This window comes from Chryseobacterium panacisoli (assembly GCF_008274625.1).
GTDB lineage: Bacteria > Bacteroidota > Bacteroidia > Flavobacteriales > Weeksellaceae > Chryseobacterium > Chryseobacterium panacisoli.
Genome location: NZ_VTRU01000001.1, coordinates 2,099,932 through 2,117,345 on the forward strand (window position 1 = coordinate 2,099,932; position 17,414 = coordinate 2,117,345).

Annotated in this window: 18 protein-coding genes and 1 riboswitch; of the genes, 14 read left to right on the forward strand and 4 right to left on the reverse strand. The window is 36.7% G+C overall.

Annotation, left to right across the window (positions count from 1 at the left end; translation table 11 throughout):
• Window positions 1-230 precede the first annotated feature (230 nt).
• The 4 genes from FW781_RS09385 to FW781_RS09400 all read left to right on the forward strand — a co-directional run bounded on the left by FW781_RS09385 (window position 231) and on the right by FW781_RS09400 (window position 3,519).
• Window positions 231-1,007: an alpha/beta fold hydrolase gene (locus FW781_RS09385; RefSeq protein ID WP_149387157.1), complete on the forward strand. Its 777-nt coding sequence runs from the start codon at window positions 231-233 to the stop codon at window positions 1,005-1,007.
• Window positions 1,008-1,016: 9 nt separating this feature from the next.
• Window positions 1,017-1,370 carry a DUF2200 domain-containing protein gene (locus FW781_RS09390; protein ID WP_149387391.1) on the forward strand — a complete coding sequence of 118 codons (354 nt, stop codon included), beginning with the start codon at window positions 1,017-1,019 and terminating at the stop codon, window positions 1,368-1,370.
• Window positions 1,371-1,514: 144 nt separating this feature from the next.
• A riboswitch (FMN riboswitch) is annotated at window positions 1,515-1,640 on the forward strand.
• A 92-nt stretch (window positions 1,641-1,732) separates the two neighbouring features.
• On the forward strand, window positions 1,733-2,380 hold the full coding sequence (ribB, locus tag FW781_RS09395) for a 3,4-dihydroxy-2-butanone-4-phosphate synthase (RefSeq protein ID WP_149387158.1): 648 nt from the start codon (window positions 1,733-1,735) through the stop codon (window positions 2,378-2,380).
• A 137-nt stretch (window positions 2,381-2,517) separates the two neighbouring features.
• Window positions 2,518-3,519 carry a T9SS type A sorting domain-containing protein gene (locus FW781_RS09400; RefSeq protein ID WP_149387159.1) on the forward strand — a complete coding sequence of 334 codons (1,002 nt, stop codon included), beginning with the start codon at window positions 2,518-2,520 and terminating at the stop codon, window positions 3,517-3,519.
• 64 nt (window positions 3,520-3,583) lie between these two features.
• Here the strand turns inward: FW781_RS09400 and FW781_RS09405 are convergent, their stop codons facing one another.
• A complete protein-coding gene (locus FW781_RS09405) occupies window positions 3,584-5,668 on the reverse strand; it encodes a TonB-dependent receptor domain-containing protein (protein WP_149387160.1) in 2,085 nt (694 codons plus the stop codon).
• Window positions 5,669-5,835: 167 nt separating this feature from the next.
• Between FW781_RS09405 and FW781_RS09410 the strand changes: the two genes are divergently transcribed.
• Both FW781_RS09410 and FW781_RS09415 read left to right on the forward strand, forming a co-directional pair.
• Window positions 5,836-6,588, forward strand: a complete 753-nt coding sequence (locus FW781_RS09410; RefSeq protein WP_149387161.1) for a DUF3575 domain-containing protein — start codon at window positions 5,836-5,838, stop codon at window positions 6,586-6,588.
• Between the two features lie 99 nt (window positions 6,589-6,687).
• Window positions 6,688-7,980 carry an MFS transporter gene (locus tag FW781_RS09415; protein ID WP_149387162.1) on the forward strand — a complete coding sequence of 431 codons (1,293 nt, stop codon included), beginning with the start codon at window positions 6,688-6,690 and terminating at the stop codon, window positions 7,978-7,980.
• 60 nt (window positions 7,981-8,040) lie between these two features.
• On the opposite strand, the gene FW781_RS09420 is transcribed toward FW781_RS09415, so the two are convergent.
• Window positions 8,041-8,256, reverse strand: a complete 216-nt coding sequence (locus FW781_RS09420) for a hypothetical protein (protein ID WP_047386142.1) — start codon at window positions 8,254-8,256, stop codon at window positions 8,041-8,043.
• 219 nt (window positions 8,257-8,475) lie between these two features.
• Between FW781_RS09420 and FW781_RS09425 the strand changes: the two genes are divergently transcribed.
• From FW781_RS09425 to FW781_RS09450, 6 genes are all read left to right on the forward strand, one after another.
• Window positions 8,476-9,150, forward strand: a complete 675-nt coding sequence (locus tag FW781_RS09425) for a DUF4919 domain-containing protein (protein ID WP_149387163.1) — start codon at window positions 8,476-8,478, stop codon at window positions 9,148-9,150.
• Between the two features lie 202 nt (window positions 9,151-9,352).
• On the forward strand, window positions 9,353-10,204 hold the full coding sequence (locus FW781_RS09430; RefSeq protein WP_149387164.1) for an alpha/beta fold hydrolase: 852 nt from the start codon (window positions 9,353-9,355) through the stop codon (window positions 10,202-10,204).
• A complete protein-coding gene (locus FW781_RS09435; protein WP_149387165.1) occupies window positions 10,204-10,674 on the forward strand; it encodes an RNA polymerase sigma factor in 471 nt (156 codons plus the stop codon). The genes FW781_RS09430 and FW781_RS09435 overlap by 1 nt, the downstream gene beginning before the upstream one ends.
• Window positions 10,664-11,254: a hypothetical protein gene (locus FW781_RS09440; protein ID WP_149387166.1), complete on the forward strand. Its 591-nt coding sequence runs from the start codon at window positions 10,664-10,666 to the stop codon at window positions 11,252-11,254. The genes FW781_RS09435 and FW781_RS09440 overlap by 11 nt, the downstream gene beginning before the upstream one ends.
• Window positions 11,254-11,868 (forward strand): class I SAM-dependent methyltransferase, encoded by a 615-nt coding sequence (locus tag FW781_RS09445; RefSeq protein WP_149387392.1) that lies wholly within the window; start codon window positions 11,254-11,256, stop codon window positions 11,866-11,868. The genes FW781_RS09440 and FW781_RS09445 overlap by 1 nt, the downstream gene beginning before the upstream one ends.
• 107 nt (window positions 11,869-11,975) lie before the next feature.
• Entirely contained in the window at window positions 11,976-12,494 is a 519-nt protein-coding gene (locus FW781_RS09450) for a hypothetical protein (protein ID WP_149387167.1), read from the forward strand.
• Window positions 12,495-12,638: 144 nt separating this feature from the next.
• Here the strand turns inward: FW781_RS09450 and FW781_RS09455 are convergent, their stop codons facing one another.
• Together FW781_RS09455 and truA are read right to left on the reverse strand one after the other, a co-directional pair.
• Complete coding sequence (locus FW781_RS09455; RefSeq protein WP_149387168.1) at window positions 12,639-14,396, reverse strand: ABC transporter ATP-binding protein; 1,758 nt, start codon at window positions 14,394-14,396, stop codon at window positions 12,639-12,641.
• A 197-nt stretch (window positions 14,397-14,593) separates the two neighbouring features.
• Window positions 14,594-15,346 carry a tRNA pseudouridine(38-40) synthase TruA gene (gene truA / locus FW781_RS09460; protein ID WP_228720165.1) on the reverse strand — a complete coding sequence of 251 codons (753 nt, stop codon included), beginning with the start codon at window positions 15,344-15,346 and terminating at the stop codon, window positions 14,594-14,596.
• An 88-nt stretch (window positions 15,347-15,434) separates the two neighbouring features.
• On the opposite strand from truA, the gene lpxK reads away from it, so the two are divergent.
• Together lpxK and FW781_RS09470 are read left to right on the forward strand one after the other, a co-directional pair.
• A complete protein-coding gene (gene lpxK / locus FW781_RS09465; protein WP_149387169.1) occupies window positions 15,435-16,460 on the forward strand; it encodes a tetraacyldisaccharide 4'-kinase in 1,026 nt (341 codons plus the stop codon).
• Window positions 16,444-17,259: a purine-nucleoside phosphorylase gene (locus tag FW781_RS09470; RefSeq protein ID WP_149387170.1), complete on the forward strand. Its 816-nt coding sequence runs from the start codon at window positions 16,444-16,446 to the stop codon at window positions 17,257-17,259. Before lpxK ends, FW781_RS09470 begins: the two co-directional genes overlap by 17 nt.
• Window positions 17,260-17,414 lie beyond the last annotated feature (155 nt).

A 17,414-nucleotide genomic window follows, 5' to 3' on the forward strand; every position in this document is an offset into this window, starting at 1 on the left:
AAGTTTTTCATCCATTACAATAAAACCTTATAATCATATTAAAATCAATCACTTATACCATATATTAATTTACTATAGATTTCCACAATATAAAATCATGTGGATAAGTTTTGTGGATAACTTATCTACATTTTCCAGTATTAATCTTCACTTATACACATTTACAATTCTTATATGATCGCTGTGATTTTGTAAATTTGATTCATCATACACCAATACTCTTAATTTAAATGGAAAAATACACCGTATCATCAGATGGTCAGAAAATTCACTATAAAGAATCAGGCAACGGAAATACCACCTTAATCTTTGTGCATGGATGGCTAGGCAATACCGAATGGTGGGCAAGTCAACAGGAAAATTTCAAAAATAAATATCATATTATCCAGATAGATCTTGCGGGACACGGAAAATCAGCCGCATCCAGACAGGAATGGACCAGTACCAGATATGCCGACGATATCAAAGCAGTAGCTGATGCTTCCGGTTCTCAGGAAGTTATTCTTGTTGGCCATTCTATGTCCGGAGCTTATGTACTTGAGGCCTCATTGAAAATCCCACAGGTAAAAGCCTTAATTCTCATTGATACATTGAAAAATTTAGATGAATCTTATACGGAAGAGCAGACCGAAGAAGTTTTATCATTGTATAAATCTGACTTTAAACACACTGTGGAAAACCTTCTGCCACAATATCTGTTTGTTGAACAAACTCCTTCTGACGTAAAAGAAAGATTACAATACGAATTTCTTCAGAATGAACCTGAACTGGCAATCAATGTCCTCAGACCATTGTATAAAACTGATTTCAGAACAATTGCAAAGCAAGTTCAAGTACCCGTGATAGCGATCAATTCTGACGCTTCTCCTACAGATGTGGAAGCTAACCGCCAATATTTAAAAAACTATGATTATGTTACCATTGAGGGAGTCGGACATTATCCTATGTTGGAAAAACCGGATGAATTTAATGCGATTCTTGATGGAGTTATCAAAAAATTAATCTAATATTTAATGATGCAGAATACCAAAATTTTCACAACGGCTTTTGCCAGTGTTTATCCACATTATATTCAAAAAGCAGAAAAAAAGGGACGTACTAAAGAGGAAGTACATGAAATTATATTCTGGCTCACAGGATATAATGAAAAAGGACTGCAGGAAATACTGGATCACAAAATTGATTTTAAAACTTTTTTTGAACAGGCTCCGCAGATGAATCCTAATGTTTCATTGATTACAGGTATGATTTGTGGATATCGTGTAGAAGAAATTGAAGATGAGCTTATGAGAAATATCCGCTATCTGGACAAACTGATTGATGAGCTGGCAAAAGGAAAGAAAATGGAAAAAATTTTGAGAACAGCTTAAAAAATAAATATCCTTTTATGATCTTATAAATCTGAAATATCTCTTCTCCATTTCAAAAAACTTCCCGAAATTAGCGGTCTGTGCGTTAAATACTATTCAATGAAATAAAAATTTAAATTACAACATACAGCAAAACTTAGTATAAGTTTTCTTCGGGGCAGGGTGAAATTCCCTACCGGCGGTTACAGTCCGCGACTCCTTTCTTATGAAGGGACTGATCTGGTGAAATTCCGGAACCGACAGTTAAAGTCTGGATGGGAGAAGAAAATGAGATGACCAATAAGATTCCTTATGGACTCTTATTGCGTTGTATTTCATTTCCATGTACCGAAGACTATTTTAACTTTTAAAAGTAAAATAACATGGAAAAATTATTAGAACAATTCGGAGCAACCTCCAAAGAACGTGTAGAAAAAGCACTTTCAACTTTACAACAGGGAAAAGGTATTCTACTGGTAGATGATGAAAACCGCGAAAACGAAGGCGACATTATATTTCCCGCTTCCACAATTACAGAACAGGACATGGCACTTCTGATCCGCGAATGCAGCGGTATCGTCTGCTTATGTATTTCTGAGGAAAAAAGCCGCCACCTCAACCTTCGTCCGATGGTAGAAAACAACAATTCAAAAAATCAAACTGCATTCACCATTTCCATTGAAGCCAGAGAAGGTGTGGAATCAGGTGTTTCTGCTAAAGATCGTGTAACAACAATCAGAACTGCTGTAGCAGCAGGTGCTCAGGCAGAGCACATTGCAAGTCCGGGGCATGTTTTCCCTCTGATTGCCAGAAAAGATGGTGTATTTGAAAGACGCGGGCATACCGAAGGCAGCGTAGACCTTGTAAAAATGGCCAATCTGGGTGATGATGCCGTACTTTGTGAACTGACCAATGAAGACGGTTCTATGGCAAGACTTCCGGAAATTGTAGACTTTGCTATCAAAAAAGGGATGAGCGTTGTGACCATCGAAGACATTTATGCTTATCGTAAAGTGGTGATGAGCAATTAAACTTAAATATTTTTAACGCACAGAGGCGCCTGCTGATATGATCAGCAGGTGTTTTTGTTAAAAATTTAATCAAAAACAAATAAAATTAACATTTTGATACCATATTTTAATTATTTTTAACAAAAAAAATCTTGACTATGAAAAAATCTTTACTCCTTTTATTAGGAGCTTCTGCAATGTTTTCTGCGCAGATCACGCTTACAAAAGCAGCCAATGACCCTATTTCCGGAAACGTTGTCAATTACAATCACGTAACCGGAGTAGTAAACAACTCTGCAACAGGGGCTAATGCTACATTTTCAAACGGAGGTCTTACCATGGGAGTTTCATCAGTAACGACTTATTCGACTCCTACTTCTGCTGAAATAACAACTTTTCCGGGTTCAACTATTAAAATGGCAGATGGGGCAACAACCATTTATTACAAAGCTTCTACTACTAAACTGGAAATCACGGGAATTGTAAATCCACAGGCAACTTTAAATTTTAACGTGGATAATGGTACTTATAATAGTTATCCATTGACCTATGGACCTGCCCAAAATGATACAGCCAAAGGAACTTTCTCTTCATCTTCTGCCAATGGACTGTTCAGCGGTACAATGGCTGCCATTGCTGATGCATACGGAACGCTCATTATAGGGAACCAAACATATAGTAATGTTCTTAGAGTAAAATATACACAGAACTTTAATCTATATGCATCTTTTGATATTATTTATGCTAACCCTATTGGAACAGTTACCAATACAGCCTATGCTTATTACGATGCTTCTCACAGATATGCTTTGCTAAATTCTACAAGCGGAAATATCAGTGTTCCTTTGTTAAGCATCAACCAGACAGTAGCCACTGCATTAGCTTTAAACGAAGCATTTCTGGCAACTAGCAATGCTGCCGTGAAAAAAGAAAACTTAATGGTTTATCCTAACCCTGCACAGGACTTTATCGGCTTTAAAGGAAATACAGACCATTATTCCAAAGCAAATATTTACAGCCTGGATGGGAAACTGGTTAAAACTTCCGATGTAAAATCAGGAAATATTCAAATCTCAGACCTTCCGCCAGCTTCTTATTTCATCGAGATCAGTGGAAAAAATGCTGCAGACACAAAGAATACAAAATTCATCAAGAAATAATAAAAACAAAATCCCCGCTCCTACAAATGAGCGGGGATTTCTTATTAACATTTCAAAATTGCTTTTAAAAAGTAGCTGCAGGAGCTGTTTCGTTATTAAGCTTCCGCTGAAGTTCCGTCTTTTTCCCTTTAGAAAAATCATAGCTTAATCCTAATACAAACATGGATTTATTATTCATAATCTGAGTATGAATTTTATAATCCACTAAGCTTTCCGGTAAACTTTTCGTTTTATATTCCGAAGGCATACCTATCCAGTACATTCCTGTGGAAAACGTCCAGTTCTTGTGTTTATAGCTTACAAAAATATTATTCTGATTTTCGTTTGTATTGAGAAAAGCTCCATTAAGATTATATACCGGAATATTGAACTGATATTGAAGTGAGAAGGATTTATATTCTGAAGAAAGCGAAAAATAATTTCCTAAAAAATCATTCTTAATCAAAGCGCCGGTACTGGTTTTTACCGTTTCAGAAGTAGGCGTAATCACAGCTTTTATTACAAGCAGGCTATTTCCGAAAGGTTTATAAGATCCTGTAAGCTGTACTCCATACCGCTGTCCGTTTTTACCGTTTTCATAGGTCAGTGCATAGCCTCCCAATACGTCATCCTGAACATAATACTGATTGATTACCCTGTTGGTATACCGGTAAAATAAACCTGCATTGAAATCAAAATATTTATTATTAAAAGAATAGGTCAGGTTGTTAGAAAATACCTGCTGAGATTCTAAAAAAGGATTTCCTCTTTGGACAATATTAGGAGCAAGCTGCACCACATTACTGCTCAAAGCATTACTCCATGGGCTTACCGGATTATAACTTGCTGTAAAACGAAGGTTCTGATTGTTTTTAAGTTGATAGGCTAAAATCACTTTTGGAGTAAAAGTCCATTCATCAAAAGTATTCTCTGCACTTTTGTTGTGGATATTCGTTAGACCAGCTCCGATACGGTAGCTGAATTTATCAATTTTCCCTGCAAACTCTGTGTAAAAATACTGTTCCAGATAATTGACACTGTATTGAGAATATCCGGCAAGATTATTCAGATCATTTGAAATAGAGGACCTGGAGATACGATATCCGGATGAAAGTTTCCCTGCTTTAAAATCATGAGTATGGGCAAGTTCTCCTACCAGACTCGTTTGCTTTGCCTTTAAAACCATATCATTATCATATACTGAAAGTCCTGAGCCCTCAATCCACTCCTTCGCTGTTTCTGAAGTATTAGTCGTGTAATGAGAACCTACTACATTAATGCTCAGCTCATCTTTTTCACCAATCTTTTTAGAGTAATAAAGATCCAGCTTAGGAATCACATAATCCGAACCGTTATTTTTAAACATTGCATGTTCTTCCTTCAGATCATCCTCACTAAAGACACTCTGCCCTACTCCTTTTGAAAATCTGCTGAAAATATCCATATTCAGTTTGGCCTGAAAAGCATAATCATCAGGAACGAGTCTGGTATAACGTATAGCAACATTCTGGAAAGTATACCCGAAATGATCTTTCCTATTCTCATCAGAACGATAATGCTTTCCGTTCAGCTGGTAATCATAAATACTGTTTACTCTTCGGTCATCATAATCCCTCAGATTCAGAGAATATTCAAGTCCGAAATTATTTTTCCCTTTGGTATAATTGGCATAAGCAGAGCCATTCACAAACCCCGTATTGAGAGCTGTAGAAACATCAGCCCCGAACACATATCCAGTTTCTGTAGATTTCGTCAGAATATTAACTACAGTATCTGCCCTTGTTGCCCATCTTGCCGGCGGAATATCATAATACTCAACCTTCACAACCTCACTGGGAGCTACACTTCGGATCTGCATATCTGTAGCCTCAATCCCGTTGATCAGAAATAATGTAGTCCCTCCTTTCGTACTGGTAATAGTATTCGCTACCGGATCCAGCTGTAATTCCGGAAGGGTACGAAGCAGATCTTTTGCATAGCGTGCTCTTTCCAATGCTTCTTTATCAAAAGTATAAACGGCTTTATCCGCAAACTGTTTTTTACGTTGTGATTTTAAAATAACTTCCTGAATCTCTTTTGTTGCTGCAACATCGGCTGTATCATTTTTATTCTCCTGGGCAAAAGTAAAAGCTCCGCAAAGAAAGAATATGGTATAAATAGTTTTTTTCATATCAAAAGATGAATTATACTATTAGGACAATCAATCCCCGATGTGTATTACATTGATGATCGCTAACATTCAAGATTTGTCAATAATTTTTCTTTAAATTCTAATTATTATGTTAAATACAGCCCGTTTTTTGCTGGTACGATTTAACACCACAAAATATTAAAGTCATGAAAAAAGCATTCATATTAATTCCGTGCTTTCTTTTTTCAATATTGGAAGCTCAGGAAATCCAAAACAATTCGGCAGAAAAGATGAATATCATCAAGACCAATGTTACAGCCTACGCTTTCAGAAACATTAACCTGTCTTATGAGCGGGCTATCAATCAGTGGTTTTCGGTAAATATCGGTTTCGGGACAATGCCTGAAGGGAAAGTACCATTCATCAATGCCTTTTTGAAAGATGAAGATGAGAAAAGGTTTCGGAATCTTAGGGTAAAAGCCACCAATTTTACCATAGAACCCAGGTTTTATATTGGTAAAGGCTACGGAAAAGGATTTTATTTTGCACCTTATTATCGGTATTCAAGCGTCACATCCAATACTTTTGATTTTTATTATGATTATAATGGTCCGAATGGGGTTACCTATCAGATTCCTCTTAAGGGTCAGGGAGATACCAAAGGAAACAGTGGAGGCCTGATGGTCGGAGTACAATTCTTTCTCACCAGAAGTCAAAATCTTGTCCTGGATTTTTGGATTGCAGGTGCTCACTACGGAAGCGGAAAAGGTGATTTTATGATGACCTCAGATTATGTATTGACTCCTGACATGCAGGCTCAATTAAAAAAAGAAATAGAAAATCTGGATATTCCTTTTGTAGATTATACTGTGGAAACCAATGCCAACGGAGCCAAAATAAAAGTGGATGGTCCGTGGGCAGGCTTCAGAAGCGGACTTTCTATTGGATATAGATTTTAAAAATTTACCCATACCCATTATTCAACCGTTCTTTTTCAGAAAGGTTTATTTTTTCTGAAATTTGTATCTTGGATGCCAAAACTTGTCTGAATAACATTTATGAATTCATCCTCTATTACTACCGGCCAAAGAATCAAAGCCATCATTGGCGGATCTATAGGAAATCTTGTAGAATGGTATGATTGGTATGCCTATGCAGCATTTGCCATTTATTTTTCACATTCATTTTTTCCGGATTCTGATATGAATGCACAGCTGATGAATACAGCGGGAATATTTGCGGTAGGTTTTCTGATGCGCCCCATTGGAGGCTGGATATTCGGAAGTATTGCGGACAAGATCGGAAGAAAAAAGGCAATGACACTTTCTGTACTACTCATGTCATTCGGATCTCTGCTGATTGCCCTTACTCCTACTTATAAGACTATCGGAATCCTGGCTCCTGCTTTATTACTGGTCGCCAGATTATTGCAGGGATTGAGCGTGGGAGGTGAATACGGAGTTTCCGCCACTTACCTCAGCGAAATGGCATCGGAAGATAAAAGGGGATTTTATTCCAGCTTTCAGTATGTAACGCTGATCGGAGGCCAGCTGATTGCATTGGGAATACAATTGATTTTACAGAAACTTCTTTTAACAGAGACCCAGCTTGAAGAATGGGGCTGGAGAATTCCTTTTGTTATTGGAGCATTACTCTCTGTTATCGCTTTATATTTAAGAGCCAATCTTCATGAAACCGAAGCATTTGAGAATAAAAAAGAACTTAGTGAAAAGAAAAAGGGAACGGTAACAGAACTTCTCAAGCATCCAAAAGCTTTGCTCACAGTAGTGGGGCTGACATTAGGCGGAACTCTTGCCTTCTACACTTATACTACTTATATGCAAAAATTCCTAGTGAACACCGTTCATCTGACTAAAGAGCAATCTACCCTTATTTCATTTATTTCATTATTTATATTTGCCTGTCTGCAGCCTGCTTTCGGAGCATTATCAGATAAAATCGGAAGAAGGCCGCTACTTTTAGGCTTTGGGATTTTAGGAACGTTATTCACTGTACCTCTGCTCACTGCTTTAAGTACGACAACTTCAGTGTGGACCGCCTTTTTCCTGATTATGGCATCCCTGATCATTGTCAGTGGATATACCTCTATCAATGCTGTTGTAAAAGCAGAACTTTTCCCTTCTGAAATCAGGGCGCTGGGTGTGGGACTTCCCTATGCACTTACAGTAGCTATTTTTGGAGGAACAGCAGAATATATTGCCTTATGGTTTAAGCAGACAGGAACCGAAAATTATTTCTACTGGTACATTACGGGATGTATTTTATTTTCTCTGATCGTTTATGCCGGAATGAAAGATACGAAAGACACTTCCACATTAGATAAAGACTAATATTATACTGTCTTATAAAAACTGTGCGCCGCAGATTCTCTGCGGCGCACAGTCTATTTCTTAATGATAGGCTTGCTTAAATTTTTCAATCATATTGTCCAGATTATGACGCTGAACATAGATACTTTTTACCTCTTCATACCTCGGCGATTTATAGAAAACCTCATGGAAATCCATACTTCCGTTTCCTACTTTTACAACTTTCTGTACTTCGATATTTAACTTTTTCAATTCGTCTCTGAAGACTTTAAATTCATCTTGGATACTACTGCTCATTAATATTTCTAGTTTTTTAGTTAAAAATTACGTTTACCCCTTCCAATGTAAGGGGTAACCTCTTAAATTCAGAATAAAGTTAGTAAATTTATCAACACAAAATAACACTTTGACAATATTTTATTGTTTTTTTTACAAATAGGCAGTAAACTTTTATCTTATTAATGCATATTCCGTATTTTTAACTCGTCAAAAAATCACAACAACGTTATACAAACTATGAATAGTAAAGCATTTTTCTCTTTATTCCTTTTAACACTGCTTACTTTCCTGCATGCACAAAAAATGGAATTTAAGGCACCTGATTATTCTTTAATTCAAAAAAATATTGAAGATAAAAACTCGGAATTCTATTATCCGAAGCTTTTAAAAAGATTAAAACAGAATGATACACTTCTTACAAGCAGTCAATATCGCCATCTTTACTTCGGTTACACCTTTCAAAAGGAGTATCATCCCTATAAAATCGGGAAGAAGGCTGAAGAGGTTGCCAAATATTATCGAGGGGAAGGTATTTCACAAAAAGATCTTTCCAAAGGGATCCAATTATTTCTGGATGCATTGGATGAAAACCCTCTGGATCTGCGTGCCATGAATTATCTTGCGTATCTGTATCATTTAAATAAAGACGACGCCACTGCTGAAAAAATCGCTGGAAATTTCCACGGATTATTAAACGCTATTCTCACTTCCGGTGATGGATTGAAATGTGAGACAGGATTTCATGTTATTTCCGTTACTGATGAATATGCGCTTTTGAACAGGTTTCAAATGGAAACCACGGCACAAAGCCATAATGGAAAATGTGATTATCAGGAATTTGAAAAAGATAAGTACAAAATCCCGGGATTTTATTTTGATATCAGCAGATTTTATGGAAAAATATTAGATTAATCTTTCTGATATTGTATTCACAAGCTCACTAAGATTTACTGATTAACAATAAATTTCTAAACCATTTTCATATAATTTCTCCCTAATGACAAGGGTTTCGGGGCAAGGAGGAATATTTTTTCAAAAAAAAATCAAAATCTAGTGTAACATTTTTTCAAGGCTTGTCTCTAAAAGACAAATAAACCTTAAAACTTTAGAAATCATGAAAAAATTTACATTCCTTCTTATCATCATGTTATTTTTTTTAGCGGTATGCAATATATTCGGTCAGGAAACACAGTATCCGTTTGAAGTAGAGAAAACCGGAAAAGGAAATCAGTCTTTACTATTTATACCGGGGTTTGCTTCTTCCGGAGATGTATGGAACGAAACGACTGCAAAATTTGAAAAAAACTTCACTTGTTATACTTTAACGATGGCAGGATTTGCCGGAACAAAACCACAGGCAGACGCCAGCTTTAAAGATTGGGAAAAAGGAATTGCGGCTTATATAAAGAATAATAAAATAAACCAGCCTATTATCATCGGACACAGTATGGGAGGCGGCCTTGCTCTTGCCATTGCCGCAGATTATCCTGAGCTGGTAGGGAAAATCGTCATTGTAGACGCTCTGCCTTGCCTGGCTGCCATATCCAATCCTAATTTTACCTCTAAAGAAAATAATGACTGTTCCTCTACCATTACTCAATTAACGGCTATGAGTGATGATCAGTTCCGCAATATGCAGACACAGACTATGCCGCGTCTTATGGCAGATCCTTCTATGCAGGAAACGGTGATCAACTGGAGTATGAAATCTGACCGAAAAACATTCGCCAAAATGTACTGTGATTTTTCCAATACCGATCTGAGAGATAAAATAAAAAATATACAGTGCCCTTCTCTTATTCTTTTGGAATCTTTTTTTGCCAATATGAAACCTTCTATTGAAGACCAGTACAAAAATTTAAAAAATGCCAATATGCAGTATGCTTCAAAAGGATTACACTTCATCATGTATGATGACAAAGATTGGTACTTTAATCAGCTTACTCACTTTTTATCTGCGAAATAATGGCTTTTGAAGAGATATACGAACTCTACTGGCAAAGGATATTCCGTCTGTGCATGGGATATGTGAATGACACTAACCTTGCTCAGGATCTTGCCCAGGAAACCTTTATCATTGTATGGCAGCAGCTTCCGAAATTCAGAAATGAATCCAGCATAGGAACATGGATATTCAGAATTGCTTCTAATAACTGTCTCCGGCAGATTGAAAAGGAAAAGAAATTTACCAAAACAGATCTGCCTATTAATCTGGAAGAAAAAAAGCAAGAATCCATGGAACCACAGATACAAATGCTGTATCAGTTTATTTCGGAGCTGCCGGAAACGGACAGAATTATTATTTCATTGGAGCTGGAAGAGGTAAAGCAGGCTGAGATCGCCCATATCGTGGGACTTTCGGAATCCAATATACGGGTAAAAATTCACAGGATAAAAGAAAAATTAACACAAAAGTTTAGAGAAAATGGATACTAATATCGATTTCAAAAATATATGGAAACAGCAGACTTCCAACAAACCCAATATGGAAGAACTTCTTGGAAAGCTGAAAAAATTCAGGAATCAAAATCTGCGTAAACTGATCCTGGCTAATATTGCATTAATCACCACTTCATTATTAATTATTTATATCTGGTATCGCTTCCAGCCTCAGATGATGACTACAAAAATCGGGATTGTGCTTGTCATTCTGGCCATGGTGATGTTCCTTTTTGCTTATAACAAAATGTTTATGGTTTTTTACAAGATTGATCAGACCCAGTCGAACAATGAGTATCTCCAGAGTTTATATGTGGTAAAGAGTAGGCAGAAGTTTATGCAGACCACCATACTCAACTTATATTTTATTATGCTATCTCTGGGAATCTGCTTTTATATGTATGAATATACGTACAGAATGACGTTGGGATCAGGTATTCTGACCTATGCGGTAACATTCGCATGGATTGCTTTCAATTGGTTTTATTTAAGACCCAAAACAATAAAGAAACAACAGGGAAAACTTAATGAATTAATTGATAAATTTGAAGAGATCAATAATCAATTAAAAGAATGATGAGTTCTTCTGACAACAAAAACCACTGGGAAAACGTATATGAATCCAAAAATCCTGACCAGGTAAGCTGGACTCAGAAAAAACCACAGACTTCCCTTGACTTTATAAAATCTTCAGGATTGGGAAAAGATGCTAAGATTATCGATATTGGCGGTGGCGACAGTAACCTTGTTGATTTTCTTCTTGAAGAAGGCTATAAGAATATTACTGTCCTTGATATTTCTGCCAAAGCACTGGAGAAAGCACAGAAAAGACTGGGAGATGCTGCGGGTAAAGTGAAATGGATTGCAACTGATATTACCGCTTTCAAACCAACGGAAACTTATGATATCTGGCATGACAGAGCTGCTTTTCACTTCCTTACTACATCGGAACAGGTTTCAAAGTACGTAGATATTGCTGAGAAACATGTTAATAACTTTATCATCATTGGAACTTTTTCTCAAAACGGTCCTGCCAAATGCAGCGGGTTGGATATCCAGCAGTATGATGAGGAATCATTATATAAAAAATTTGAAAAAGGTTTTACAAAAGTAAAGTGTGTTACTGAAGATCATATCACTCCTTTTGAAACGGTTCAGAATTTTGTTTTCTGCAGTTTTGAAAAGAAATAAAAATAGGATATGTACCATTAACCCTTTATTAACACACCAATAAGTGACAAATTAGTTTAAAACAAATATATTTACATTTTGATATAAATATTATTAAACTAATTTCTATGAAAAAACTTTTTTTTGCTTCAGTGCTGGCAATTTTAGCAACTTCCTGCTCTAATGATGAGAGTGAAAATATTGCTTTACAAGTTCCAGCGGAAGCCGTATCCAATCAAACGCAGGCTAAAGGAGTTATAGAACCTGCTCCCAGTAAAAATGGAGATTTTATTAAAGTAACTGAAAACGGAAATGTTTTTTATTGCTTTCTTTTTAGAGGAAGCTGGAGACATGTAGATTCAGAAATGACGTGGAATGGTCTTTTTACTTCCCCGAAGACCTTCAGATATACATTTAACTCTTTTAATGAAGCCACTGTACTTACCAGAAAAGGATTCGATAATCCACTGTTTGCAGATAATGGTTTAATCCGTGATGCAACAACCGGAAAGATTTATTTTAGAGAAGGCAATACCCTGAGATGGATTATCAGCATGGAAATTTTTAATGCTTATAAATTCAATATGGCTGCTGTACAAAATGTAAATGACATTTCAAATTATACAGTTTTATCTGACATCAACTAATAAAGATACAATGGCTTAGAATATATTTTTCTAAGCCATTTTTTTATTGTAATTATTTTTTAGTCATTGATTTTTCAATCAAATTTAGTCTTGCCATTTATTTTCTCATTTTATAAGCCAGATTTTGTAATAAGTCCTGATGGATTATGATTCTTTTTCCTCCTCTATTTCCACCTCATGACGCAGCTGAGCTTTGTAAAGAGTAGCATAATACCCGTTTCTGTCCAGAAGCTCAAGATGCCTGCCTTCTTCTACAATTTTACCATGCTCCATCACAATGATCTTATCGGCTTTTTCAATCGTGGAAAGTCTGTGGGCAATAATAATGGATGTTCTGTTTTTAGTAATTTTTTCGGTTGCTCTCTGGATCAGTTTTTCACTTTCGTGGTCAATAGAAGATGTAGCTTCATCCAAAATTAAAATTTTCGGATCCGATAAATAGGCTCTCAGGAAAGACAGCAATTGCCTCTGCCCTAAAGATATTGACGAACCTCTTTCGCTCACTACATAATCATATCCGCCAGGAAGCTGCTGGATAAACTGGTCCACCTCAATTTCCCGGGCACCTGCTTTTATTTTATCCAAAGTGATGCTGTCATCTCCAAAAGAAAGATTTTCAAAAATACTTCCATGGAAAAGGAACACATCCTGTAAAACGACTCCGATATGACTTCTCAGGTTATAAAGCTCGTAATCTTTTAAATCCACATCATCAATCAGAATATTTCCGGAGTTGATATCATACAATCTTGTGATCAAACTGATAATGGTAGACTTTCCGGCACCCGTTGCCCCTACAATAGCTACTGTTTCTCCCGGGCTTACTTTAAAATCAATACCTTTCAGAACTTCCTGTTTTTCATCATAGGCAAAATGTACTTTCCTGAATTCAATTTTTCCGGCAAAGTGATCTTTCTTCACTGTTCCGTTATTCGGCATTCCATTTTCTTCATCCATCAATCCCAATACTCTTTCTGCTCCTACAATCCCCCGCTGGATATTGTTGAAACGGTCAGCAATCTGTCTCAAAGGACGGATCAGCATTGAAATATACTGGATAAAGGCAATTACTACCCCTGCACTGATTGTAATATATCCTCCATAGAAAAGAATAAATCCTATGAATAATGAAGAAATTAATTCTACTACAGGAAAGAACAGCGAGAAAATAAATACGGTTCTCAGCAATGCTCCTTTAAGGGTAATATTGATATCATCAAATTTCTTAAACTCAGATTCCTGTCTGTTGAATACCTGAATAATAGACATCCCGGCCAGTCTTTCCTGAACAAAAGAGTTCTGATTGGCAGTCCAGTTTCTTTCATCTCCAAAAGCTTTCTTCAATCTTTTCTGGAAAAATCTTGTAATGACTACCATTAATGGTAAAATAGCCAGCGTAATGTAACTCAGATGAACATTGGTGCTGAACATCATGATCAACACAAACACAATTCTCAGAATATCCCCGAAAACCATCAGGAAACCATCCGTATAAACAGTGGCAATTGTTTCCACATCTCCTACCGCACGCGTTACCAACTGCCCGATTGGGGTTTTATCAAAAAATGAAGTCTTAAAATAAATCAGCTTGGCATATAACCGCTCTCTGATATCCCGGATTACATTCTGTGAGATAAAATTTGAAAAATAAACCAGGAAAAAGTTTAAAATCGTTTCAGCAAACACCAACCCTACAAGGATATAGATATGCTTCATCATCAAAGCCTTATCATGGAGCTTTGTAATATCATTATCCACCACCTGCATAGTAAGATACGGCCTGTAAGTAGAAACAATCGAAAGGAATATGGAAATTATAAGGGTAAGGATGAACCATGAACGAAATTTCATTCCGATAAAGAACAGCCTTTTTATAATTCCCCAGGTATCTTGTTTTTTCATTGTACGAATCGAAAGAAAGAATTAAAATAAAATTCTATGCAAAAATAAGATTTTATAACCGGACTGCCTTTACAACTTTTGCAAATCGTCATAGAAAATTTCAGATACGTACTATTTACAAAATGAATAGCCTTAATCTGCTGATAAGCTATTTTTTGGCTGTCACAGATAAATTGACAACAGACTATTTCTTAGCATTAAAATTCGTATCCCACATCCACCAGATACAATCCATGTCCTGGTGCTGAAGTTCCTGCTGCGTTTCGGTTTTTATCTTCAATCACTGTGCGAAGATCTTCCGGTTTCAGTTTTCCGGTTCCAATTTCTACCATTGTTCCAACGATTGCCCGAACCATATTTCTGAGAAAACGGTTGGCTGAAACAGTAAATTTAAGCTCTGTTCCGTTCTGCTCCCACTCTGCTTTGTAAATTTTGCAGATATTGGTCTTATTGTCTGTCTTTAATTTCGCAAAACTGGTGAAATCTTCATATTCAAAAAGAATTTTGCAGGCTTCATTCATGGCATTAATATCCAGAGTTCTTTTCCAGTGCTGCCAGGCAGATTCCTGAGTAAATGGATTTTTTTCCAGTGAGATATAATATTCGTAGGTTCTGTACGTAGCATCAAAACGGGCATGAAAATCATCTTTTACCGGAAAAATCCTTTTAATGGAAATATCAGGTGGAAGAAAACTGTTCAGCCTGCGTGGAAGCTGATCATTTATTTCATGTTCAGTATCAAAATGGGCAAATATTTTTTTGGCGTGAACCCCGGTATCAGTTCTTCCTGCCCCTGTCGTTTTAATCTCTTCGCGCAAAATTGTGGATAACGCTTTTTCCAGCTCTTCCTGCACAGAAATGGCATCCGGCTGTATCTGATAGCCGAAATAATTCTTCCCGTTGTAAGAAAATTCAATAAAGTATCTCAATGTATTGTAATAACTCCACAAAAATACTTTAATTTAACGAAATATTTGTTGAAAAGTCTTTGAGAATATTGCACCAAATGCTTACGAAAATTCCTATTTTTGCAATCGTATGAAAAGATGGTACCTTTATCCTTTTTCCCTTGGTTATCATTTGGTAACGGGTATCCGGAACACAATGTATGATCTGGGAATTTTTAAGTCGACAAAATTCAAAACTCCGATAATCAATGTCGGAAATCTTTCTGTGGGCGGAAGCGGAAAATCGCCCATGGTGATGTATCTCGCCCAATATCTATCCAAGCATTACAGAACAGGAGTACTTTCACGAGGCTATGGAAGGCTGACAAAAGGCTACGAAGTAACCAATTATGAGAGCAACTACAAAATGGTGGGTGATGAAGCGATGCAGCTTTTTGAACGTTTTAAAAACCGTTTCGTCATTGCCGTTTCAGAAGAACGTGTTCCCGGAGCCAAAAAAGTAATTGAAGATATGGACCTTGAAGTTCTGGTATTGGATGATGCCATGCAGCACAGAGCAATCAAGCCCGGGTTCAATATTCTGATGACCGACTTTAATGATCCTTTTTTCAAGGATTATCTTCTTCCGGCCGGAGATCTGAGAGAATCAAGAGCAGGATATAAAAGAGCAGACATTATTATGGTCAGCAAGTGCCCTGATGAACTTACTGAGGAAACAAAAAGATATTATATTTCAAGAATACGACCTGCTTATGGGCAAAAGGTTTTCTTTTCATCCATTGGCTATGATGAAAATGTATACGGAAAAGATAAAATGCTTCCGGATAACAACCTCAATTATTATGATATTTTACTGATCACCGGAATTGCTAATCCTAAGCCGCTTCTGGAACATCTGGCAAAATTCTCAAAAAGGGTGAAGCATTTAAAGTTCAGAGATCATCATAATTTCACGGATGATGATATTAAAAAAATCCTTGCCGAGTATAAAAAACTGGGGGAATATAAACTGATATTAACCACAGAGAAAGACTATGTACGTTTGAAAACTTTTGACTATCTTAGAGATATTGTTTACTACTGGCCTATCAATGTACTTATTGATAAGAAAGAAGAATTCAATCAAATCATCTTAGAGTATGTTAGAAAAAATTAAAGAGACCGCAGATTTTATTAAAAATATCATTCAGGAATCTCCTGATTTTGCGGTTGTTTTAGGATCCGGACTGGGAAAGTTACAAAATGAAATAGATCCGATCCATGTTTTAGAGTACAAAGACATTCCTCATTTTCCACAGACTACAGTAGCCGGGCATACCGGAAAACTGATTTATGGACTTCTGGAAGGAAAAAAAGTGCTGATGATGAGTGGCCGTTTCCATTATTACGAAGGATATTCTATGGAAATTGTAACTTTTCCTGTGAGAGTTTTTCATGCACTCGGTATTCAAAATCTTATTCTTTCCAATGCGTGCGGAGGTGTAAATCCCGCTTACAGCGTTGCAGACATTGTCATTCTGAAAGACCATATCAACATGATGCCCGAACATCCGCTTCGTGGAAAAAATATGGATGAGCTTGGACCGCGTTTTGTGGATATGAGCGAACCTTACAACAAAAAAATGATTGCCATTGCAGAACAGACTGCAGATGATCATCATATCAAGATCCACCAGGGAATTTATGTTGCCTTACAGGGACCTACTTTTGAAACTCCCGCTGAATACGGCATGATCAAAGCCATCGGCGGAGATATGGTAGGTATGAGTACCGTTCCGGAAGTCATTGTTGCCAGGCATATGGAAATGGATGTATTCTGTATTTCGGTCATCACAGACCTTGGCGGTCCCGATATTGCTTTGGCCGTTTCACACGAAGAAGTTTTAAATGCAGCCAATAAAGCAATGCCCAATGTAATTGCTGTTGTGAAAGGTTTGATTAAAAACTACCCGTAAAATTGTTAATTCCCAAATATTACAACTGAAGTCATAATACTCTTCTCTCTCTTGGAGAACTGGCGAAAATTTAAAGAATTTTTGAAGGGGAGGTTCCCATATCCGTTCTCACCGCCATAGAATTCATCAATATTATAAATTTTTCCTAATTCATA